The sequence below is a fragment of the Enterococcus sp. AZ080 genome (genome assembly GCF_051714945.1).
GTDB lineage: Bacteria > Bacillota > Bacilli > Lactobacillales > Enterococcaceae > Enterococcus_B > Enterococcus_B pernyi.
The window spans coordinates 1,619,487-1,641,299 of record NZ_JBIOSV010000001.1 but is presented as its reverse complement, the minus strand read 5'-3'; the positions used below and the strand labels follow the sequence as shown (position 1 = coordinate 1,641,299).

Annotated in this window: 15 protein-coding genes, 1 pseudogene and 1 other annotated feature; of the genes and pseudogenes, 13 read left to right on the top strand and 3 right to left on the bottom strand. The window is 39.3% G+C overall.

The features are described 5' to 3' along the window. The first annotated feature begins 16 nt into the window (after positions 1-16). From ligA to IGK01_RS07705, 10 genes and pseudogenes are all read left to right on the top strand, one after another. Complete coding sequence (gene ligA, locus IGK01_RS07750) at positions 17-2,059, top strand: NAD-dependent DNA ligase LigA (RefSeq protein WP_409173430.1); 2,043 nt, start codon at positions 17-19, stop codon at positions 2,057-2,059. 93 nt (positions 2,060-2,152) lie between these two features. Next, positions 2,153-2,458: an Asp-tRNA(Asn)/Glu-tRNA(Gln) amidotransferase subunit GatC gene (gatC, locus tag IGK01_RS07745; RefSeq protein ID WP_010735262.1), complete on the top strand. Its 306-nt coding sequence runs from the start codon at positions 2,153-2,155 to the stop codon at positions 2,456-2,458. Beyond that, the gene (gene gatA, locus IGK01_RS07740) at positions 2,458-3,930 is read left to right on the top strand and encodes an Asp-tRNA(Asn)/Glu-tRNA(Gln) amidotransferase subunit GatA (protein ID WP_409173429.1); all 1,473 of its coding nucleotides are present in this window, start codon (positions 2,458-2,460) and stop codon (positions 3,928-3,930) included. Before gatC ends, gatA begins: the two co-directional genes overlap by 1 nt. Next, the gene (gatB, locus tag IGK01_RS07735) at positions 3,927-5,357 is read left to right on the top strand and encodes an Asp-tRNA(Asn)/Glu-tRNA(Gln) amidotransferase subunit GatB (RefSeq protein ID WP_010735264.1); all 1,431 of its coding nucleotides are present in this window, start codon (positions 3,927-3,929) and stop codon (positions 5,355-5,357) included. The genes gatA and gatB overlap by 4 nt, the downstream gene beginning before the upstream one ends. Positions 5,358-5,366: 9 nt before the next feature. Then, the gene (locus IGK01_RS07730) at positions 5,367-6,413 is read left to right on the top strand and encodes a diacylglycerol kinase (protein WP_010735265.1); all 1,047 of its coding nucleotides are present in this window, start codon (positions 5,367-5,369) and stop codon (positions 6,411-6,413) included. Between the two features lie 163 nt (positions 6,414-6,576). Continuing rightward, positions 6,577-7,941, top strand: a complete 1,365-nt coding sequence (gene rlmD, locus IGK01_RS07725) for a 23S rRNA (uracil(1939)-C(5))-methyltransferase RlmD (protein WP_023519797.1) — start codon at positions 6,577-6,579, stop codon at positions 7,939-7,941. 343 nt (positions 7,942-8,284) lie between these two features. Next, positions 8,285-8,782 (top strand): annotated as a pseudogene (locus IGK01_RS07720) (GNAT family N-acetyltransferase); the annotation flags it as partial. Positions 8,783-9,410: 628 nt separating this feature from the next. Continuing rightward, positions 9,411-9,536, top strand: coding sequence for a hypothetical protein (locus tag IGK01_RS07715; RefSeq protein WP_269147263.1), 126 nt, complete (start codon positions 9,411-9,413; stop codon positions 9,534-9,536). A gap of 383 nt (positions 9,537-9,919) precedes the next feature. Further along, positions 9,920-10,048 (top strand): hypothetical protein, encoded by a 129-nt coding sequence (locus IGK01_RS07710; protein ID WP_010735268.1) that lies wholly within the window; start codon positions 9,920-9,922, stop codon positions 10,046-10,048. A 253-nt stretch (positions 10,049-10,301) separates the two neighbouring features. After that, the gene (locus IGK01_RS07705) at positions 10,302-10,808 is read left to right on the top strand and encodes a DUF3114 domain-containing protein (protein ID WP_438840635.1); all 507 of its coding nucleotides are present in this window, start codon (positions 10,302-10,304) and stop codon (positions 10,806-10,808) included. A 300-nt stretch (positions 10,809-11,108) separates the two neighbouring features. Here IGK01_RS07705 and IGK01_RS07700 read toward each other — a convergent pair whose 3' ends face one another. Then, positions 11,109-12,596, bottom strand: a complete 1,488-nt coding sequence (locus IGK01_RS07700) for a helix-turn-helix domain-containing protein (protein ID WP_438840634.1) — start codon at positions 12,594-12,596, stop codon at positions 11,109-11,111. A 189-nt stretch (positions 12,597-12,785) separates the two neighbouring features. Here IGK01_RS07700 and IGK01_RS07695 point away from each other — a divergent pair, with 189 nt between their 5' ends. Next, positions 12,786-15,800: a bacterial Ig-like domain-containing protein gene (locus IGK01_RS07695; RefSeq protein WP_224434823.1), complete on the top strand. Its 3,015-nt coding sequence runs from the start codon at positions 12,786-12,788 to the stop codon at positions 15,798-15,800. Positions 15,801-15,865: 65 nt separating this feature from the next. Here the strand turns inward: IGK01_RS07695 and IGK01_RS07690 are convergent, their stop codons facing one another. Both IGK01_RS07690 and IGK01_RS07685 read right to left on the bottom strand, forming a co-directional pair. Next, positions 15,866-17,653, bottom strand: coding sequence for an ABC transporter ATP-binding protein (locus tag IGK01_RS07690; protein ID WP_010735273.1), 1,788 nt, complete (start codon positions 17,651-17,653; stop codon positions 15,866-15,868). Further along, a complete protein-coding gene (locus IGK01_RS07685; RefSeq protein WP_438840633.1) occupies positions 17,640-19,388 on the bottom strand; it encodes an ABC transporter ATP-binding protein in 1,749 nt (582 codons plus the stop codon). The genes IGK01_RS07690 and IGK01_RS07685 overlap by 14 nt, the downstream gene beginning before the upstream one ends. Positions 19,389-19,485: 97 nt before the next feature. Between IGK01_RS07685 and IGK01_RS07680 the strand changes: the two genes are divergently transcribed. Both IGK01_RS07680 and IGK01_RS07675 read left to right on the top strand, forming a co-directional pair. Then, positions 19,486-20,250 carry a MerR family transcriptional regulator gene (locus IGK01_RS07680; protein ID WP_438840632.1) on the top strand — a complete coding sequence of 255 codons (765 nt, stop codon included), beginning with the start codon at positions 19,486-19,488 and terminating at the stop codon, positions 20,248-20,250. A 45-nt stretch (positions 20,251-20,295) separates the two neighbouring features. Continuing rightward, positions 20,296-20,527, top strand: a binding site (T-box leader). A gap of 83 nt (positions 20,528-20,610) precedes the next feature. Beyond that, on the top strand, positions 20,611-21,741 hold the full coding sequence (locus IGK01_RS07675; protein ID WP_194179807.1) for a 5-methyltetrahydropteroyltriglutamate--homocysteine S-methyltransferase: 1,131 nt from the start codon (positions 20,611-20,613) through the stop codon (positions 21,739-21,741). Positions 21,742-21,813: the final 72 nt, after the last annotated feature.

Sequence of the window (21,813 nt, the reverse complement as noted above, 5' to 3'; positions counted from 1 at the left end):
ATAGGGGGAGAAAAAGATGGAACACGAAATGACGATCGATGAAGCGACAAAAAAAGCAGAAGAACTCAGAGTGCAGTTAGATCGTTGGTCTCGTGAGTATTATGTGTTGGACCAGCCAACGGTAGAAGATTATATCTATGACAAAACCTATGCCGAATTAGTGGCGATCGAAGAACAATATCCAGATCTGATCACCGCAGATTCACCGACCCAACGAGTAGGTGGAAAGATTCTTTCCTCATTTGAAAAAGTCACACATGACATTCCATTATATAGTTTGAACGATGTCTTCAATAAAGAAGAACTCTTAGCATTTGATCAACGTGTCCAAAAAGCAATCGGCCGTCCAGTCGATTATTGTTGTGAACTGAAAATCGATGGACTATCGGTATCTTTACGATATGAGAATGGTGAGTTTGTACGGGGAGCAACTCGGGGAGATGGTTCGGTCGGCGAAAATATCACAGAAAACTTAAAAACGGTGCGTTCTGTTCCAATCAAATTAAAAGAACCGATGAGTATCGAAGTACGTGGTGAATGTTTTATGCCGAAACGTTCATTCGTTAAATTGAACCAAAAAAATGAAGAAGAAGGCAAACCAGTCTTTGCCAATCCTCGTAATGCAGCAGCAGGTTCATTGCGCCAGTTAGATTCCAAGATCACAGCGAAAAGGAATCTTGATACGTTCTTATATACCGTAGCAGATTTTGGACCGATGCAAGCGACGACGCAATACGAAGCGTTAGAAGAATTAGACAAAATCGGTTTCCATACGAACCATGAAAAACGTCTTTGTCATTCAATCGACGAAGTTTGGGCGTTCATTGAAGAATACCATGAAAAACGTAAAGATCTCCCTTACGAGATTGACGGGATCGTTATTAAAGTCAATGATTTTTCATTGCAAGACCAATTAGGTTTTACGGTCAAAGCTCCACGGTGGGCGACGGCCTATAAGTTTCCGCCAGAAGAAGTAGAGACGGTCATCGAAGAAATCGAATGGACGGTCGGCAGAACGGGTGTAGTGACACCGACAGCAATCATGACACCGGTTCGTGTGGCTGGTACGACAGTCAGCCGTGCTAGTCTGCATAATGGCGATTATATCCAAATGAAAGATATCCGCTTGAATGATACTGTCCAAATCTACAAGGCAGGGGATATCATCCCTGAAGTCGCACAAGTCATTTTAGATAAACGTCCAAAAGACAGCGAGCCTTATAAAATGCCCGAACATTGCCCTGTCTGTCACAGTGAGTTAGTTCATTTAGATGAAGAAGTTGCCTTGCGTTGCATCAATCCAAAGTGTCCCGCACAAATGAAAGAAGGACTGAACCATTTCGTTTCCCGAAATGCGATGAACATCGATGGCTTAGGACCAAGAGTCTTGGAACAGATGTATGACAAGAAGTTAGTCGCTGATGTTGCTGATCTCTATAAACTAACAGAAGAAGAATTATTGACGTTAGATAAAATCAAAGAAAAATCAGCGAATAATATTTTAACAGCAATCGACAATAGCAAAGAGAACTCGGTAGAACGTTTGATCTTTGGTTTAGGTATCCGTCACGTTGGCGCAAAAGCAGCGAAAATCTTAGCGGAGCATTTTGGCGATTTAGAAACGTTGAGTCGCAGCGATTTTGAATCGATCATCCAATTAGATACGATCGGGGATATCATTGCAGATAGTGTAGTGACTTATTTTGACAACGAAGAAGTCCACGAGTTGATGGAAGAACTTAAACAAGCAGGTGTCAACCTTGAATACAAAGGCATTCGTTCGACACAGCTGAAAGAAGTAGAATCGCCGTTCAAAAACAAGACGATCGTGTTGACAGGCAAATTAACTCGATTCACAAGAGAAGAAGCCAAAGAAACGATTGAAAACCTTGGTGGAAAAGTCACTGGCAGCGTCTCTAAAAAAACGGATATCGTTGTCGCTGGCGAAGATGCAGGTAGTAAATTAACGAAAGCCCAAGAGTTAGGGGTCGAGGTTTGGACGGAAGATCAGATGGCTGAAGCGTTAGCGGAGAGTCATCCTGCTGAGGAAGCAGAATAATTTTTCAGATAAATTTCAAGAAAGAATTTCAGAATGCGAATTTCTTATGTTAAAATAAGAAGCAAAGTTTTCATTTAGGAAAGAAGGGGTACTATGGCGATTAGTGAAGAACAAGTAAAACATGTAGCGAAGTTAGCCAAATTGAAATTTGCCGACGAAGAGCGCGCAGGTTTTACTGACCAATTAGGAAAAATCATTGACATGGTAGAAATGCTGGAAGAAGTAGACACAGAAGGCGTACCATTTACATCAAACGTTGTTGAGACTGTCAACGTCATGCGACAAGACCGTGCACAACTAGGTTGGAGCAGAGATGAATTATTAAAAAATGTACCAGAAAAAGAAGATGGTTTCATCAAAGTACCAGCAATCATCGATAATGGGGAGGCTGGCGCATAATGACAGAATTATACAATCGTTCATTAGAAGAACTACACGACTTATTAGTGTCAAAAGAAATCACTGCACAAGACTTAGTGAGAGCTACATTTGATCGCATCAAGGAAACAGAACCCGCGATCGATGCATTCATCACATTGAATGAAGAGAAAGCTTTAGCCCAAGCCAAAGCTTTGGACGAAAAAGGTATCGACGAAAACAATGTTCTTTCAGGTATCCCGATCGGTATCAAAGACAATATCGTGACGAAAGATCTTTTAACGACAGCAGCTTCAAAGATCCTTTATAATTTTGAACCGATCTACGATGCGACAGTCATGGAAAAAGTATACGAAGCAGACATGATCCCTGTTGGTAAATTGAACATGGATGAATTTGCAATGGGCGGAAGTACCGAAACTTCTTACTTCAAAAAAACAAAGAACGCTTGGGATCAAACAAAAGTTCCTGGCGGATCATCTGGTGGTTCAGCAGCTGCAGTTGCCGCAGGACAAGTGCCAGTTTCTCTAGGTAGTGACACTGGTGGAAGTATCCGCCAACCAGCCGCTTTCAATGGAATCGTAGGAATGAAACCAACTTATGGTCGTGTTTCCCGTTTCGGTTTGATTGCATTTGCTTCATCTTTAGACCAAATCGGTCCAATGACCCGGACAGTCAAAGATAACGCATTAGCATTGACCGCAATCAGTGGCTACGACGAAAAAGACGGTACTTCATCTGGTGTATCTGTCCCTAACTTTGCAGAAGGTTTGTCTGGTGATATTAAAGGAATGAAGATTGCTTTACCTAAAGAATACTTAGGTGAAGGTGTCGATGAAGGCGTGAAAGAAGCAATTCTTAAAGCAGCTGAAACATTCCGTTCATTAGGTGCAACAGTAGAAGAAGTTAGCTTACCTCATTCAAAATATGGCGTGGCTGTCTACTATATCATTGCTTCATCTGAAGCTAGTTCGAACTTGCAACGTTTTGACGGTATTCGTTATGGATATCGTTCAGAAGATGTCAAGAACTTGGATGACGTTTATGTCAATTCACGTTCTGAAGGTTTCGGAGAAGAAGTAAAACGCCGGATCATGTTAGGAACGTTCTCATTGAGTGCAGGTTACTATGACGCGCATTTCAAAAAAGCAGGACAAGTCCGTACATTGATCAAGCGTGACTTTGAAAAAGTTTTCGCGGATTATGATTTGATCATCGGCCCTTCTTCACCAACAGTTGCGTTCGGTCTTGGTGAAAATATCAACGACCCAATCACGATGTATATGAGTGATATCTTGACGATCCCAGTGAACTTGGCAGGACTACCAGGTATGTCAGTACCTGCAGGCTTATCGGAAGGGTTACCAGTTGGCTTACAGATCATCGGTAATTATTTCGAAGAGAAAACCATGTATCAAGCAGCTTATGCGTTTGAGCAAGCGATAGAGTTCCATCGTCAACAACCAGCTATTTTAGGAGGGAAAGCCGAATGAATTTTGAAACAGTCATTGGACTTGAAGTCCATGTGGAATTAAAAACCAACTCAAAAATTTTCTCTCCAGCTCCTGCGCATTTTGGTGCTGAACCAAACAGCAACACCAATGTGATCGACTGGGGATACCCTGGAGTTTTACCAGTAATGAATAAAGCAGCGCTGGAATTTGGGATGCGTGCAGCGTTAGCATTGAATTGCGAAATTTCGAAAGATACTCATTTTGACCGCAAAAACTATTTCTATCCAGACAATCCCAAAGCTTACCAAATCTCACAATTCGATCAACCAATCGGTCATGATGGCTGGATCGAGATCGAAGTAGAAGGTAAAAAGAAAAAAATCCGCATTGAACGTGTACATTTAGAAGAAGATGCAGGAAAAAACATGCACGGCATCGGTGGATACTCTTATGTCGATCTAAACAGACAAGGAACACCATTGATCGAGATCGTTTCAGAAGCAGACATGCGTTCACCAGAAGAAGCCTATGCTTATTTAGAAGCTTTACGTTCTGTGATCCAATTTACTGAAGTCAGTGACGTGAAATTAGAAGAAGGTTCAATGCGTTGTGATGCGAACATTTCTTTACGCCCTTATGGACAAGAAGAATTTGGGACAAAAGCAGAATTGAAAAACTTGAACTCCCTTTCTTTTGTCAAAAAAGGTTTAGCATTTGAAGAAAAACGCCAAGCAAAAGTATTATTATCTGGTGGAGAGATCCAACAAGAAACTCGTCGCTTTGATGAAACGACGAATAAGACGATCTTGATGCGTGTCAAAGAAGGGTCAAGTGACTATCGTTATTTCCCAGAACCTGATATTCCAAGATTCGTGATCGATGACGAATGGATCCAACGAGTGAAAGCAAGCTTACCAGAAATGCCAGCTTCTCGTCGTGTACGCTACATCAGCGAATTAGGCTTACCAGAGTATGATGCGAAAGTATTGACGCTATCAAAAGAAATGTCTGATTTCTTTGAAGCAACATTGGAAAACGGAGCAGATGCCAAACAAGCTTCCAACTGGTTGATGGGTGAAGTATCAGCATACTTAAACAGTGAGAAATTGGAATTAGCTGAAACGAAACTAACACCTGAAAACTTAGCGGGTATGATTCTTTTGATCGCAGATGGCACGATCAGCTCTAAAATTGCGAAAAAAGTCTTTCGTGAGTTGATCATGAATGGCGGAGATGCACAAAGTGTTGTTGAAGCAAACGGTTGGGTCCAATTATCTGACCCAGCGAAGTTATTACCGATCATCAATGAAATCTTAGATAATAATCAACAATCTGTTGATGATTTCAAAAACGGAAAAGACCGTGCAGTAGGTTTCTTAGTTGGACAAATCATGAAAGCTACTAAAGGACAAGCAAACCCAGGTGTGGTCAACAAATTGCTAAATGAAGAATTAGCGAAACGATAGAGGGATGCTATGAAAAAAGCGCGTGTGATCTATAATCCGGTCTCAGGTAAAGAATTGTTAAAACGTAATCTTGCCGACATCCTCCAAGCTTTGGAGGAGTCGGGCTATGAAGCAAGTGCTTATGCAACGACTCCGGAACAGGACTCGGCAAAAAATGAAGCACGACGAGTCGCTGAGTTAGGTTTTGATCTTGTCGTTGCTGCTGGTGGCGATGGGACGATCAATGAAGTCGTTAATGGTATCGCCTCATTGGAAGTTAGACCTAAAATGGCGATCATTCCAGCGGGAACGACCAATGACTATGCTCGCGCCTTGAAGATTCCTAGAGATAATATCAAGGCAGCAGCAGAAGTCATCAAAAAGAATCAAACAGTCAAAATGGATATCGGTCAATCCGATAATAGCTATTTCATCAATATTGCAGCTGGTGGCTACTTGACAGAATTGACCTATGAAGTTCCTTCCGAATTGAAAAGTATTTTTGGCTATCTTGCATATTTGGCAAAAGGAGCAGAAATGTTACCACGTGTCAAACCGATCAAGATGCACTTGAAGTATGACGAAGGCGAATATAATGGCAATGCTTCGATGTTCTTTTTAGGGTTGACGAATTCCGTTGGTGGCTTTGAACAAATTGCGCCTGATGCAAAGCTAGATGATGGAAAATTCTCTTTGATCATCGTCAAAACGGCGAATATTTTTGAGATCCTACACATTGCTGCCTTAATGCTCAATGGAGGGAAGCATGTCGATGATCCAAGAGTCATCTATACGAAAACAAGTTCTCTTTATGTTGAAACCGAAGATAATGCGAATCGCCCTGTCATGATCAATTTAGATGGCGAATACGGTGGGAATGCTCCGATGCATTTTCAAAATCTTCATCAGCATATCGAGTTTTATGCAAATACAGATCAAATTCCAGATGAGGCAATCACTGGTTTTGAGGAAGAAGAGCTAGAAGAAGTTAGCAAAGAATTCGTCAAAGAAGTAGAACGTTTGACGGATGAAGATATCGATGGCGATGGCAAAATTGCTGACAAGGATCAGAACTGAGCAGGATTGGACGACTATTAGAAGGAAAAAGCAAAGATCATAGGATTACTTGTTTTTTCCAATAGACTGAAGAAAAATGGGCTGGGAATGAATGGATCTCCCAGCTCTTTCCTTTGTTGAACGGACAAAATTAGAAACCATTCAAAAGAATAGGAGTAATGAAATGACACAAACAATTAAGAAAAATGAACGGTATACTGTTGATATCATCGATTTAAGTTACGAAGGATTAGGTGTTGCGAAAATTGATGGCTATCCATTATTTATTGAAAATGCTTTGCCAGGTGAACAAGTGGAGATCCTTGTCGTAAAAGCAGGCAATAAATTTGGCTACGGTAAGGTCGAAAACTGGTTGACGACGTCACCAGACCGTCAAGAAATCACTAGTAATGTTCTATTGCGTACAGGAATCGCTCCTTTAGCCCATTTAAGTTATGAGCAACAATTAGTATTCAAACAAAAACAAGTCGAACATGTTTTAGCTAAAATCGCTAAAATGCCTGAAGTCACAGTACAACCAACGATCGCTATGGAAGAACCTACAGGCTATCGGAATAAAGCACAGATTCCTGTTCGTCGCGTCGAAGGCGAATTAGTGACTGGTTTTTACAAGAAAAATAGTCATGACTTAGTGGAAATAGAAGATTTCTTCATCCAAGACCCACAAATCGATCAAGCCATCATCAAGGTAAGAGACATCTTGCAACGTTTTCAAGTACGTGGCTACAATGAAGAAAAAAATGAAGGACAAATTCGTCATATCATTGTTCGTAGAGGTCATTACACGCATCAAATGATGGTGGTTTTAGTCACTCGAAAAGAAAAATTCTTCAAATCGAAAGAAATCGCTGAAGCTATCCATGAAGCTTTACCGGAAGTAGTGTCAGTGATCCAAAATATCAACGAAGAAAAAACGAATGTCATTTTAGGAGAAAAAGAAAAAGTTCTTTTTGGTCAATCGTATATCGAAGATCAGTTACTTGGTAAGACCTATCGTATTTCTTCTAAATCCTTTTATCAGGTCAATACATTACAAACCGAAGCATTGTATCAAAAAGCGATCGAATTTGCTGAATTGAAAAAAGAGGATGTCGTGATTGATGCATATTCAGGAATTGGAACGATTGGTTTATCCATAGCGGATCAAGTAGCAAATGTTTATGGCATGGAAATCGTACCAGCAGCGATTGAAGATGCGCAGTTCAACGCGTTGACAAACAAAATCGAAAATGCGCATTATGAAGTTGGAAAAGCGGAAACAGTCATGAAAAAATGGCAAGAAAAAGGAATCAAACCAACTGTTTTAGTTGTCGATCCTCCAAGAAAAGGCTTAGACGCACGCTTTATTGATTCAGCGATCGAGATGGCTCCTGAGCGAATCGTTTATATCTCATGCAATCCTGCAACTTTTGCTAGAGATGTGAAGTTGTTTGCAGAAGACGGTTATCAGTTAGAAAAAGTCCAACCAGTTGATTTATTCCCACAAACGCACCATGTAGAATGTGTCGGATTATTACGCAAAGGGTAAGTGATTTAAATAGATGAGCGCAAGGCATTATATCCTATACACTCATTTTAGAAGACGTTTCTGTCAAAAGAAACGTCTTTTTTTATACAATTGTTTGAGTGAAATAAGCGATTTGAAAGTAAAGAGAGTTATTTTAAGACTGACATAAATCTTTTAATGCTTTATAAATATAGTGTATAATAAATAGAGAGTATATCGTTCAGTTATAAAAAAATTTCGAGTAAACGTTCTTTCTCATCAGAGGACAGATAAAAAAATAAAAATCCAATGTGTAAAAGGAGTCCTTACATGATAAAAATAAAAATGGTGGCCAAGCAAATGGTAGAACTTTCAGCAAGTCGAGCACTTATATCATTCAGCTTTTCCAAAATCTGAACAAGTGCCTATGGGAACATTGCTGAAGCGTTCAAAGAGAGAGGGTATCGATTTTATTGCTTATTACGATGAAGAAAAGTTTATCGGTCTAGCGTATCTCATTACATTTGAAAACTTGACGTACCTCTGGTATTTAGCGGTAGTTCAAGACTTACGCAGTCAAGGCTACGGGGCGCAAGTATTATCACATATCAAAGAGAACTATCCAGATAATTGCATTGTATTAAATTTAGAGGCAGAAAATCCAGCTGCTAGCAACAATGAGCAAAGAAAAATCCGTAAAGCATTTTATCTTAGGAATGGCTATCGACCAGACCATCACATTGTGAAGATGGGGGGAGAGAAACTAGAGATCCTTTTTACTAATGGAGTGTTTGAAATTGAAAACTATCAAAAGATTTTTAAACGTTTTTGGGGTCCAATCTTGAATATACTGGCAGGGACAAATATTGTGAAAAATAACTAAAGTTTGTCGAATGATGACTCATATCTATATAGGGTCAAAGTAACTTTAGATCATTTTCCTAAAAATTACCATAATTTATGCTCTGATAAAAAGCGCTAGAAATACAGGATAAATCGATTATAGGGAAACTTATCAAATATCAACATGATTGGATGTGGCTTGGGACTGGATGATGGAACACGCTTCTGATATCACGAGCGAGTTCTTTTCCGTCGTGGAGTCTTCTCAATGAACATACATGATTAAAATTCGACATGTGGGGCGGTAGTTCCCATATGACTTCTCTTAGTCATACTGACAGGGATTCCTATCGGCGTCATATTTTATCGTGCTTTAGTCTATGATGGATCACTGGATGTAGGAAAAACGATCATCAGTACGTTGTTATTAAGCATTGCAGTCGTGATCTGTTCGACTGTGCTTGCGTTACTATTAGCTTTTTTGACGGTCAGGACAAAGATCACAGAGAAAAAAAGGCTAGATATCGTTTTGCTGATACCGTTTATGAAACCTCTATATATTGCAACCATTGACTGGATCTTATTTACCTAACGTCGTGAGCTATTTCAATAGCTGCTTACTTTTATAAGAGATTTATCAGAAAACTTTTTGGGGTCTTGTATTAACGATGAGTTTTCATCTTTTTTCTTTTATTTTGACGATCTTAAAAAATGCGTTACTGAACCTCGGTGCTGCTCTAGATGAAAGTGTAGTGATTTTTGGTGGTGGCATTTTTATCGTTTGCGCCGAGTGATTTTCCCGTTGATCACTGGAAATTCTACCATTGGTGCTTTTCTTGCGTTTGTCAAAGCAGTTTAAGCGTATCGCACACCGCAACGATTGGCCAAAGCATTGGTTTTTCTAGTTGTTACGGCGATTCCTCATCATGCCACGATTGCACCAATCAACTTCCAGGTAGCAACAAGTTAGTGCTCTTCATCTGCTTTTTGTATTAGGTTTTTATAATGAGAAAAGTTACGTGATCTTATCCTGTGATGAACACACAAAAACCGTGCGCTTTTATGATAAAATCATAAAGAAATCAATAAGTTTGAAGTTTTCAAGTAAAAATGTGTTACAATAATGAAGTGTGTATCATAGTAGTAAAAAAGTGAATAGAGTAAAAGAGGGAAACAGATGAATTCAAAAGAAAAAATGCTTGAAATAATCAAAAAGAAACAAGGTGGCGGTCGAGTAGAAAAGATGGCTACTCCAAAAAATGATCGTAGCAATATGAGAAAAGGACCTAAAATCTATAATAAATAGTAAACGCCTGACGAGTATCGGCTAAATTATTTGTTAATAAAAACTGACATCAGTGATTAATCACTGGTGTTTTTTTGTCTTAAAATAAAGAAGTAGGTCTTTAAAAACATAAAAGTTCATACAAATATAAAGGATTAATGGTTAAAAAAGTAGAGAGAACTGATTACTTGAAAAAAATACGTTATCTATTTTAATTTTTTTAAATTACATTAATTGAGAGGAGGCATTAGCGGAATATGGGAAACGATGGGGAGTGGAACAGCAGTATTCTCCCGCTCGATTTCACAATAAATATCCCAAAAACAAAACATTCAAAGAAAGTATCATCGGCAGAGAAAACCGAAAAATATTGGTTAATAGAGGCTTTCACTCTGAATTTATCTTGAATCCTGAAGGGGACTTTGTGAGTAGCTGGAATGTATTAAAAATGGAAAATGGTCGAGTAGATAGTAACCCGGCACACTATTCATTTCATTTCGACTTGCGAAAAGAATTACTTGATGGAGAATCGTTTAATTATGCCAGCAAAAATAATCGATTGCATAAACTTTTAGATAGTTCCCCCTCAAAAAAACTTGATCATCAGGTTCGTCAACAAGCAAAAAAAGGTTGGATCAGCGCGAGTATCACAGAATACTTCCATCGGCACCCTAATATTTCGCCGATGATTCTTGGATTGTTACTCTTTTTGGCGTTTCATTTTTTTGTTCTTTTTTGTCATAGACAAAGAAAAAGAACAATGAACAAAAAAGTCAGATGAAAGGAGAGAACCTTCTATGCAGACGAGAACATATAAACAGATCGATGTCTTTGTTTTAGTGCTTGTGGTGACCATTTTAAGTGTTTATCTTATACGTAACCACAAGGAAGATTTATTTCAAGTGTTTCGCTGTCTTAAACTATTTTGAAAGACTCTCACACTTCGTTTTACCTTCTTTGGTTGGCATCCATAGTCTAGTAGCTTCATTTGTGAATAGCCGCAAGTCTTAGACTTAGGGGGGGATTTTAGACGTTTCTCCCTAAGTCTACAGCAAAAGTCGAGTGGTTCCTGGATACTATGCTATGAATGACTTGAAGCCCGTTCAATCAAGTGTAGTTTCAAATCTTTCCACTCCTCATGGGTAGGTATTTGGGCAATTTGAATCACTTCACAGGTCATTTTCTCCGTAAGATCATAGTTGCTGACGATGAGACAAGCTTCTAACTCGTCGATCTTTGTTTGTTTAATCGGTTGATCAAAAAGAAAAAGAGGGTGATACGTTTCAGGTAGCCACTTTTGGATCATAGCCATTAAAAAATTATCATAGCCAGCATCTCCATGAAAAGTAAAGACGATTGTTTGCTTTTTCCTTCTTTGGATTTGCTGATAGGAGGATTGGATCATACTTAAGGATAGTGTAACGTCTTTTATGCAGGTCATTGGTAGGATCTCTTGCCATTTGAGTTGCTGCAATCGGTCTTGCCAGGAGTGATAGAGTAATTCAAAGGATGGATCGACTAAATGATCAATTGCCAATGGGTGATTCTCAAAACCATCAGTGATTTTATTAAGCAAGCGTAAATTAGCTAAGTAAGCACTCATTTGCTCAATACCTTCCTTTGTTGTACCGTCAATCAGCGCTTCGTCGAGTAAAAATTGCTTGATCCATTTTTTGGTTGGTGCTTCTTCTTGGTAATGGGTCGCTTTATGCGATCTTGTCTCTTGATAGTTCGATGAGCTATAGGAAATACAGTGTAAAGCAATCAAATAAGCCCAAACTAGTTCATTTACAGACAGCTGTTGAATCCCAAGAATCTCTCTCAGAAAAGGAGTGATTTTTTTTGAGAACCTTTTGAAGCTTTTTCTAGACTGGATCATACTCAATGTTTCTGAGGGGATTTCACCTTGTTTACGACGCAACCATCTTTCTTTTAAGATGGACAACCATAACGTTGCACGAAAATTACTAATATGTAAATGAGACTGAAATACTTGCTCTAGTTCAGCGAACATGACTTTGTATGTTTCCTGAGAGAATAGATAGGAATGATCTGTTATGATCGTTCGTCGAAAACTCGTATAAAAGTTAAAAAAGAAAAAACGAATCTCGTTTTCTTTTCCAACAAGATCACCATTTTTGGGAGAGAGTTGGATTCGGTAGTTTTTTAGTTCATGGTTCATGTGTTGAATGATTTTGCGTAAAGCCGAACTAGACAAATGATACTCCAAGCGCATGGCTTCGAAGGATTGTTGATTTCCCTTAAGGCTACGGTCAATGATTTTATAAGTAATCGTTTCTCTAACAAGAGATAAAAGATAGGTATCCAGTGTTTCCCCATCGGGTATTTTTAAGCGGTAACCGATCATTTTGATTGATTGCAAATGAATCGATGGTGGTAATTTGGCACGCAATGCTTGGATATCTGAACGTAGAGTTGGAGGTGTACAGCCTATTTCTTGAACTAGTTCTGTGATCGAAGTGATGTCATTTCGTTTTCTCAAATAAGTAAGAATATTGATTTGGCGATGTAATTGTTTATTTTCATGTAGTTTGAAAAAAGGTTCCATTAATTGCTCCTTTCGTTTGGGTGACTCTTATTCGATTGTTTTATTTTATCTTTCTTATTATGGAAATACAAATCGATTCTCAAATATTTTTTTCAAAAAAAAAAAATAAAAAATTTTCTTTCACAGATTACGTTAGAATTTAGTTGGATGTTTTTTTATCTTTCTATAATTTGAGGAGTTGAATAAGGAATGGACCACAGAAAAATAGTAAAAATGACAGCTTCAATGTTATTACTTATGAACGCATCCCAACAGAGTATCACGACATTTGCTGATCATTTAGACAGTGGACAAATGACAGAAGAGGTAGCTATTTCGACGCTTGAAGAACAAGCTGAAGACGTCACTATGGAAGCAATAAAAAGTGAAGAGACGAAAGAACAGCAAGAAACTGAAATCCTAGAATCATCAGTCTCTGTTCCGTCAGAACCCCCTACAGAACCAACGATGGAAGCGACAACAGATGTAACCACCGTGACAGAGCAATCGACTACGGATTCGACTGTTGCTTCAACTGTTGGAGAAGAAGTCACTAAAGCTGCGAGTGAACCAGTGATCCCAGATCCAGATGCTCGCACAGTTTGTGAGATACAGGAGGTAGATGATCAAGTTGATTCTGGCGTATTCGGTACCAGCCAATGGCGAATCGACCAAGAAGGTATATTGTACATAGATGCAGGGACATTAGGAGAAACAACGTCGGCGGCTCGTGCACCTTGGTTTCCTCACCGTTCACTTATCAAAAAAATTGTTCTTACTGGACCCGTGGTAGCAAATGCTGAATCATTAGGATTGTTTTTTGATTTGAATCAGCTAACGACGATCGAGAATTTATCCAGTTTAGATACAAGTCAAGTCACGAATATGGATTATTTCTTTGCATGGTGCCAGCAGCTGACTTCATTGGATCTTACAGCTTTTGATACCCAAAATGTTCGTTCGATGAACTATATGTTCAATGGGGTGTCTTCTGTTAGCACGCTCGATCTAAGCAACTTCAATACAGCGAATGTCACTGAAATGAGTCATATATTTTATGGGATGGGCGGATTGACTTCATTAGATTTATCCAGTTTTAACACGATGAACGTGTCGAACATGAGCTACATGTTTTATGATTGCTCTGCCTTGACGACATTGGATGTAACTGGTTTTCAAACAGCCAACGTGACGAATTTCAGTCATATGTTCCGCGGTTGTTCCGGATTGGCTCAACTGGATCTTTCTAGTTTTGTAACGAGTCAAGCAACAGAAATGTCCTTCATGTTCCATGGGTGTTCGGGATTACAAGCGTTAGATGTGACACATTTTGATACGAGCAACGTTATGTACATGCATTATATGTTCCATGGCTGTTCCGGTTTGACAGAACTCGATGTTAGTCGCTTTGATACGAAAAACGTGACTTCCATGTACTATATGTTCTTCGGTTGTTCCGGTCTGACGGCGTTAGATGTTACGAACTTTTCAACTACTAACGTGACAACAATGAGTTTTATGTTTGCAGAATGTCTCAATTTAGAAGCAATCGATGTCAGTGGTTTTGATACGGAGAATCTTCGATTTATGCGAGGAATGTTTAGAAACTGCCAAAATATCACTGAATTGGATTTATCACATTTTAAAACTGGCAAGGTGCAATTGCAGCAAGAGATGTTTGCTGGTACAATCTCCTTATCTAAAATTTCTTTAGGTATCCAGTTCTATTCTTTAACCGATACCAATATTCCAGAGTTGCTCGCTACAGAAGAGCATACGGGTTACTGGCAAAATGTGGGATCTGGCACAGAAGATGTCCCACTTGGTGAATATGTATTAAGCTCCTCTTCACTGATGACAACTTATCAAAATAGTATGGCGGATACTTATGTGTGGCAACCAATCGCTAGTGAGTCGATCCGCGCAATGGATTCAACGATTTATGTTGGTGATAGTTGGGAACCAATCGACAATTTTGTCTTAGCGACCGATCCAAATGGAGAATCAATTCCTTTTGATGAAAGTATGGTCAGTGGTACTGTGGATACGACGACAGCAGGAGTCTATCCAGTGACTTATACCAATGGATCTGCGAGTCAACAGATCAATGTGACTGTCGAAGAAAGTCAAGAAACCCTTAAAGTCACAGATTCGACGATCATTGTAGGGGATGCTTGGACACCAAGTGATAATTTTGTTTCCGCTACTGATAAAACGGGAGAAGCTGTTGCCTTTGATGAAAATATGGTCAGCGGCGAAGTCGATACGACACAAGTAGGTGAGTACAAGATCACCTATACTTTTGGGAGACTCAGTCGTGAAATCACAGTGACCGTCATTGCTAGTCAAGAAGCGATCAAGGCGATCGATTCAAGAATCCACACAGGGGATGTTTGGCATCCAAGCGATAATTTTATCTCAGCGACCAATAGAGCAGGTGACACTTTGCCATTTGATGAAAGTATGGTGTCAGGCACCGTTGATACCGGACGAACAGGAAACTTCATCATTACTTATACGAATGGAGAAGCCTCTCAAAAAATCACAGTGACCGTGGTTGAAAATAGAGAAACGATCCAAGCAAAAAATGGCAGCATTTATGTCGGTGATAAGTGGGCGCCAAGTGATCAATTTGTATCTGCTACAAACAAAGATGGGGAAATGATCGTTTTTGATGAAAGCATGGTTAGTGGTACGGTAGATACAACTAAAGCTGGCGATTATCCGTTGACTTATACCAACGGTCGAGCAACAGAAGAAGTTGTGGTGGTTGTAAAAGAAAACGGAGAAACGATTGTAACAAAGGATCTTCAATTATATATCGGTGATACGTGGGACCCAAGCGATGGCTTTGTCTCCGCAACAAATCGCGAAGGGTTCACTCTCGCATTTGACCAGAATATGGTGTCAGGCGATGTTGATACCAACAAAGAAGGAACCTATACGATCACTTACACGAATGGTTCAGTTTCAGAAACAAGTCAAGTGACAGTGAGTAAACGAGGGACTGCCGGAGGAAATGCCAACACAGGCGGAGGGAATACTCAGCAAAAGAAAACAGCCAACACCTCTGCAACCTCAAAAAAACAAGTCCAAGGAAATGCAGCAAAAAATTTACCAAAAACTGGTGAGATCCGATCTAGTGCAACCGTTCTTGGTTTTGCTCTTGTTGGAGGAGCAATCGGAACCTATATCTACAAGAAAAAGAAAAATCGTAAAGATTGATTCTTTAAAATCAATAAGCCAACTTAGTTTCGGAGTGATCCTAGACTAAGTTGGTTTTTTATCGCTCAACTATTTTGAAATTGGCTATTGTATAAGCTTGCATAAAGTGTCGGTTGTTGCAATAGCTCTGTATGCGTTCCTGTTTCAATGATGTCTCCGTTTTGCATCACTACGATCATATCCGCATGTTCAATCGTTGACAGACGATGGGCAATCACAAAGCTGGTCCGGTTTTTAGTTAAAGCATCCATCGCTTCTTGGATTAAGGCTTCCGTACGTGTATCGACACTTGACGTTGCTTCATCTAAAATGACGACTGCAGGATTAGCTAAAATGACTCGTGCAATCGTTAAGAGCTGTTGTTGCCCTTGAGATATCGACCCATTTTCGCTTGAGATAATGGTGTCATAACCTTGTGGCAGCGTACGGATAAAATGATCACATTGAGCAATTTTAGCTGCTTGAATGATTTCATCTCTAGTTGCTTCTTTTTTGCCGTAAGCAATATTTTCTGCAACAGTACCTTCGAATAACCAAGTATTTTGTAGTACCATGCCAAATAGATTCCGCAATTCATGGCGCGGCAAATCGGTGATGTCATGACCGTCGAATAAAATCTGACCGTCATTAATTTCATAAAAACGCATCAAAAGATTGACAAGAGTTGTTTTTCCAGCACCAGTTGGCCCAACGATGGCAACCGTTTGTTGTGGCTTGACCGAGAAGTTGACATCTTTCATCAATGGTTTTTCTGATGTATAACCAAAACGAACATGTTTGAATTCAATTGCTCCTTGTGGTGCAATGATGGGATTTTCTACTGCATGATCAATTGCTTCTTCTGGTTCATCCATGATCTCAAAGATTCGTTCGATGGATGCCATGGCTGATTGTACAGAATTGATGACATATGAAGCAGTGGAGATTGGTTCTGATATTTGATTGATATACTGCAAATACGCTTGTAAGAAACCAATGGTGATCCCACCAGATAAAACGGCTATTGCCCCAATGACCGCACTTGCGATAAATGCTAATTGATTGATCAAACGGATGGCTGGATAAATCGCAAAATTCATGAACTGCGCTTTTTTGAAAGCTTGCGATTGTTTTTCATTTGCTTTCTTGACTTCATCAATCGCTAATGCTTGTTGGTTGAAGGCTTTGATCACCAAATTCCCAGTTAGATATTCTTCTGCTTTATTATTCAAATCTCCCAGTTCTTCTTGGTTATGATCAGAAATTTGTTTATTCTTGTTTGCGAATTTTGTTGTAACAGTTGTGCTGATCATAATCAAAATAAGAACAAGTAAAGTCAATTTGATATCGATGTAAAACAACATGATACCAGCTAATAGGATCGTTACAAGAGAGGTGAAAAGTTGATTGATCCCTGTGAGCAATACTTGTGATAGCTGATTTAAACCTGTAGTTGTTCGACTGATGATATCACCAACTTGATGACGGTCATAGAAAGCCATTGGAAGAGCTTTGAATTTTTTTGTAACTTCTTTACGGACACGTAAGGTCACTCGTTCACTTAATGAAGCCATCGCTCGTTCTTGAATAAAGGAAGTGATACTACTTAGTAAGGAGAAGAGTATCAACAGGATCACTGGTAAAAGCAATGTTTCTTTTACATCTGTTACTGTCATATGGTTAAGTCCAACCTCTTTGATCCGCCCGAGTAGTTGATCGATCCCGATACCCATGATTAGTGGCATAGCAACGACTAATGTATTACCGACCAAGCTGCAAAGTAATGAACCATAGAAGATTTTATGTTCAGGCTGGATCATTCGCCAGAAACGTTTCAAGCTTTGTTTTTTTATCGTTGTTTTAGTCATTTCCATCGACTCCCTCCTTTAACATACCTTGTGATTTCGCAAATTCTTGATACGAACGATTATTTTTCAACAATTCTTCATGAGTGCCTTGTCCAACGATCCGTCCTTCATCTAAAACGATAATATTATCAGCATTTATGATGGTACTTAGACGTTGTGCAATGATAATCAGTGTTTTATCTGCCATTTCACGTTGCAACGCCCCACGTAACTTAGCATCGGTTCGATAGTCCAATGCAGAGAAACTATCGTCAAAGACATAGATTTCAGCAGATTTGACTAACGCTCTAGCAATACACATCCTTTGCTTTTGGCCGCCAGAATAATTATCTCCGCCTTGAGCCACAAAGCTGTCCAATTGATCCGGTAGGTTTTCTAATACTTCATCCAATTGTGCGATGCGAATTGCTTTGGTTAGTTCTTCATCTGTCGCATGTTCGTTCCCCATCAATAGATTACTGCGAATCGTTCCACTAAATAAAAATGCTTTTTGGGGAACATAACTAATATAGCTTCGAAGCGTTTCTTGGTTCATTTCTGTGATCGGGGTGCCTGCGAATTTGATTTGTCCATTTGAAACATCGTTTAGACGTAACAGTAATTTTGCAATCGTGCTTTTTCCTGAACCTGTTCCACCAACAATGGCTGTCGTTTTTCCTTTTGGTACAATAAAATCAATGTCTTCCAATACAGGATCGGCGTTTTCGTTGTAGCGAAACGTCACATGTTCGAAGGATAAGAAAGTATCATCGACTGAATCGAAGGATAAAGTTTCTGGTTGGTCGGGGTCTTTGATTTCGATTTCAGCTTGTAATACTTCTTCGATTCGTTTAAGACAAGAGATTGATTTTGGTACGATAACAAAAACCATTGCGGCAATCATTAAATAGGCAAGTGTCAACATCGAATATTCCACAATGGCAGTTACTATACCGATTTGTAAGCTACCATTAGCCACCAAGCCTCCACCAAACCACAAAATGGATGCATAAACGATACCCATGAGTAAAAAGGCGATCGGTGTGACCCAAGCAAAGATTCGATTGACTCGGAGCATCTGTTGCGCGTAATTTTCAAAGGTTTCATTTGTTCTTTTTTCTTCATAGTCTTGATTGTTGAAGGCACGGATCATATTGACACCTGTAAAGAATTCACGCAACGTTGTCGTGACACGATCCATCTTCGGTTGAATACTCAAAGATAAAGGGGTTCCTTTTTTCATCAAATAATACGTGATCAGCGCATAGATGAAGATCGAGCCTAACGTAATCAATGTCAACTTGACGGAATGCTCCAACATCATCAGAATCGTAAATAATGAAATAATTGGTGCAGGGATGATCATCTGACAGAACATGACGATCATTTGTTGGACGTTATCTACGTCATTGGTCATCCTGGTCAATAGTGAACCGGTATTAAATTGATCGACATCTTTCATCGACAATTGTTGGAATTTATTGAAAAAACTTGCTCGTGTCTGATAGCCAAATCGTGCGGCTAACAAAGCAGAACAGTAGCTTGAGGCAACTGCAGCAAAAGAGCCTAATAGAGCAACAAGTAACATTTGAATTCCAATCTGTTGGATTTGTTTCACTTCGCCACTTGCAATCCCTGTGTCTATGAGATCAGCTACTAACTTTGGCACACCAAGGGTTCCTAGCAGTTGTAAACAGATAAATAAAAGAGTAAGTAAAGCAATTCCTTTATTGTTTTTTATAGATGTTTTTAATAATGTCATTGTGTTTCCTCCTTTTCCCGACAAATACGCATTCTACACCTTAAAGTTACTTGAAGGTCAAGAAGAAAAAGCATAAACTATCATTGAGGTGAAAGGTATGAAACGATTGTATTCGATTGGGGAAGTATCGGAGTTATTGGATATCCCTCGATCAACCATTCGGTATTGGGATGCAGAAGGGTTGATCCATGCAGCAAGAGAAGAGGAAAACGGGTATCGGTTGTTTGATATCGATGCTATTTTTCAAGTATATGACATCAATTTTTATCGAAAACTCGATATTCCCATGAAGCAAATGAAAAATCTATATAGTAAATCGTTAAATGAGATGTACGACATTTTAGCTGAAACGGAACAGCGTTTGGATCATGAGAAAAAAATCTTAGAACAAAAACATAAAGAAGTATTATCAAGAAAAAAACAGTTGAAAGAAATGATCGATAGTGAACCAGATAAATTTCCTGAAGAAGAAATTTCCTTTCAAAAAATCGTCGTGGCAGCATCTGATGACCTCTTATATTCAAAGGAATATCTAAAAAATTATTCAAGTTTCGTGATTTATTTTCCAGAAAATAATCAGAATAGTATTTATGGGTTCTGTACGGACGAGCACACGAAAGAACTCCCAGGTTCACAGACGATCTGGCAGAATGATCCTGCGAAAAAGTACGTGCGATTTCTACTAAAAGTCGAAGTGAACAACACAAAAAATAATAATCTATCTGAAGTAAAAGACAGGTTGCAAAAGCAAGGCTATCGATTAGGACAAACGATTGGTCAATACTTGTTGACCCATACGACAAAGGAAAAGATTTCCTTTGAATATTACCGAGCTTGGATCGAAGTGAATGAGGGAAAGTAGGATTAGTTGACATTCGGAAGTAAACATGGGATAGTAATTGACAATATCAAAGCGTAGAAGAGAAGAGTAACTAACGGTCAACGGTAAAAAGAGACTCCGGTGGGTGAAAAAGGAGACCAGAAACCTTAGTGAAGATGAACTTGGAGCTTGTTTTACTAGTAAATGAGTAAAACCGGACTGCGACCGTTAACTCGCCGGATATCTGATAGTATCGTTGAGGCATTATTTGTGAGGATAATGCAAATAAGGGTGGTAACACGACGCATTCGTCCCTTTTGTCAAGACTTGGCAAAAGGGATGAGTGTTTTTTTGTTTTCATCAGGTCTTTATCTACTACGCAATCTAAGGAGGAATTTTTTTATGACTACTCGTTCAACATCCCCATTTCGTTATGACATCGTTGGGAGCTTTTTGCGCCCAGAAAAGTTAAAAAAAGCACGAAAAGCATATAACGAATCGCTTATTTCTGCTACTGATTTGAAAGAGATAGAAGATGAAACCATTATCGAACTGATCAAAAAACAAGAAGCTGCTGGCTTACATGCGGTGACAGATGGTGAGTTTCGTCGGAGTTGGTGGCATTTGGACTTTTTCTTTGGTTTACAAGGTATCGAGTTTTTTGTACCTGAGCGTGGTTATCAGTTTCACGGAGAAGAGACACGTCCAGGAACGGTGATTGTAACAGAAAAAATCACAGGAGAGAGCCATCCTTTTGTGGACCATTTTCGGTTTACACGTAACTATACGACCGAGGGCATCGAAGTAAAGCAAACCATTCCAGCTCCAGCTCAACTGTTAGTGGAGTTGTTACGTCCAGACATTTTGCCTCATGTTCGTGCCATCTATCCGACAAACGAAGAACTTTTTCAAGATATCGTAACAGCTTATCGGCAAGTGATCGCAGATTTATATGAAGCAGGCGCCAGAACGATCCAATTGGATGATTGTACGTGGGGCGTATTAGTAGCACCTTTACCAGAAGGATTTTTAGCAGAGAGTGATAAAGAGGAAAGCAAGATTCGCAAAGAGTTGGCGCAGACCTATTTACAAATCAATAATGCGGTTCTTGGAAATCAACCACAAGATTTGATTTTGAATACCCATGTCTGTCGAGGGAATTACCACTCCACCTGGGCAGCAGCTGGCGGGTATGATGCTGTAGCTGAGCCATTATTTACGGAAGAAAATGTTCATGCCTATTATTTAGAATATGATAACGATCGTTCAGGCGGTTTTGAACCACTTGCGAAAGTTAGTGAAGAAAAACTCGTAGTATTAGGACTGATAACCTCAAAATCCGGCGAACTTGAAGATCGTCAAACAATCATTGAGCGAATTTATGAAGCTACTCGTTACATCCCTTTAGATCGATTATGTTTAAGCCCACAATGCGGGTTCGCCTCCACCGAAGAAGGGAATATCTTGACAGAAGAAGCGCAATGGCAGAAAATTGCGTTGATCAAGAGTATTGCAGAAGAGGTCTGGAATTAAGTAAACGCCGATAAACCAAGTATTCAGAAAAACCGTTAAGAACAACCCAGTTGTTTTTAGTGGTTTTTTTTT

What these genes read in the sequence shown, in the direction of transcription:
- ligA (WP_409173430.1), top strand. Translation starts at nt 17, where the DNA reads ATGGAACACGAAATGACGATCGATGAAGCGACAAAAAAAGCAGAAGAA.
- gatC (WP_010735262.1), top strand. Translation starts at nt 2,153, where the DNA reads ATGGCGATTAGTGAAGAACAAGTAAAACATGTAGCGAAGTTAGCCAAA.
- gatA (WP_409173429.1), top strand. Translation starts at nt 2,458, where the DNA reads ATGACAGAATTATACAATCGTTCATTAGAAGAACTACACGACTTATTA.
- gatB (WP_010735264.1), top strand. Translation starts at nt 3,927, where the DNA reads ATGAATTTTGAAACAGTCATTGGACTTGAAGTCCATGTGGAATTAAAA.
- IGK01_RS07730 (WP_010735265.1), top strand. Translation starts at nt 5,367, where the DNA reads ATGAAAAAAGCGCGTGTGATCTATAATCCGGTCTCAGGTAAAGAATTG.
- rlmD (WP_023519797.1), top strand. Translation starts at nt 6,577, where the DNA reads ATGACACAAACAATTAAGAAAAATGAACGGTATACTGTTGATATCATC.
- IGK01_RS07715 (WP_269147263.1), top strand. Translation starts at nt 9,411, where the DNA reads ATGAGTTTTCATCTTTTTTCTTTTATTTTGACGATCTTAAAAAATGCG.
- IGK01_RS07710 (WP_010735268.1), top strand. Translation starts at nt 9,920, where the DNA reads ATGAATTCAAAAGAAAAAATGCTTGAAATAATCAAAAAGAAACAAGGT.
- IGK01_RS07700 (WP_438840634.1), bottom strand. Translation starts at nt 12,596, where the DNA reads ATGGAACCTTTTTTCAAACTACATGAAAATAAACAATTACATCGCCAA.
- IGK01_RS07695 (WP_224434823.1), top strand. Translation starts at nt 12,786, where the DNA reads ATGGACCACAGAAAAATAGTAAAAATGACAGCTTCAATGTTATTACTT.
- IGK01_RS07690 (WP_010735273.1), bottom strand. Translation starts at nt 17,653, where the DNA reads ATGGAAATGACTAAAACAACGATAAAAAAACAAAGCTTGAAACGTTTC.
- IGK01_RS07685 (WP_438840633.1), bottom strand. Translation starts at nt 19,388, where the DNA reads ATGACATTATTAAAAACATCTATAAAAAACAATAAAGGAATTGCTTTA.
- IGK01_RS07680 (WP_438840632.1), top strand. Translation starts at nt 19,486, where the DNA reads ATGAAACGATTGTATTCGATTGGGGAAGTATCGGAGTTATTGGATATC.
- IGK01_RS07675 (WP_194179807.1), top strand. Translation starts at nt 20,611, where the DNA reads ATGACTACTCGTTCAACATCCCCATTTCGTTATGACATCGTTGGGAGC.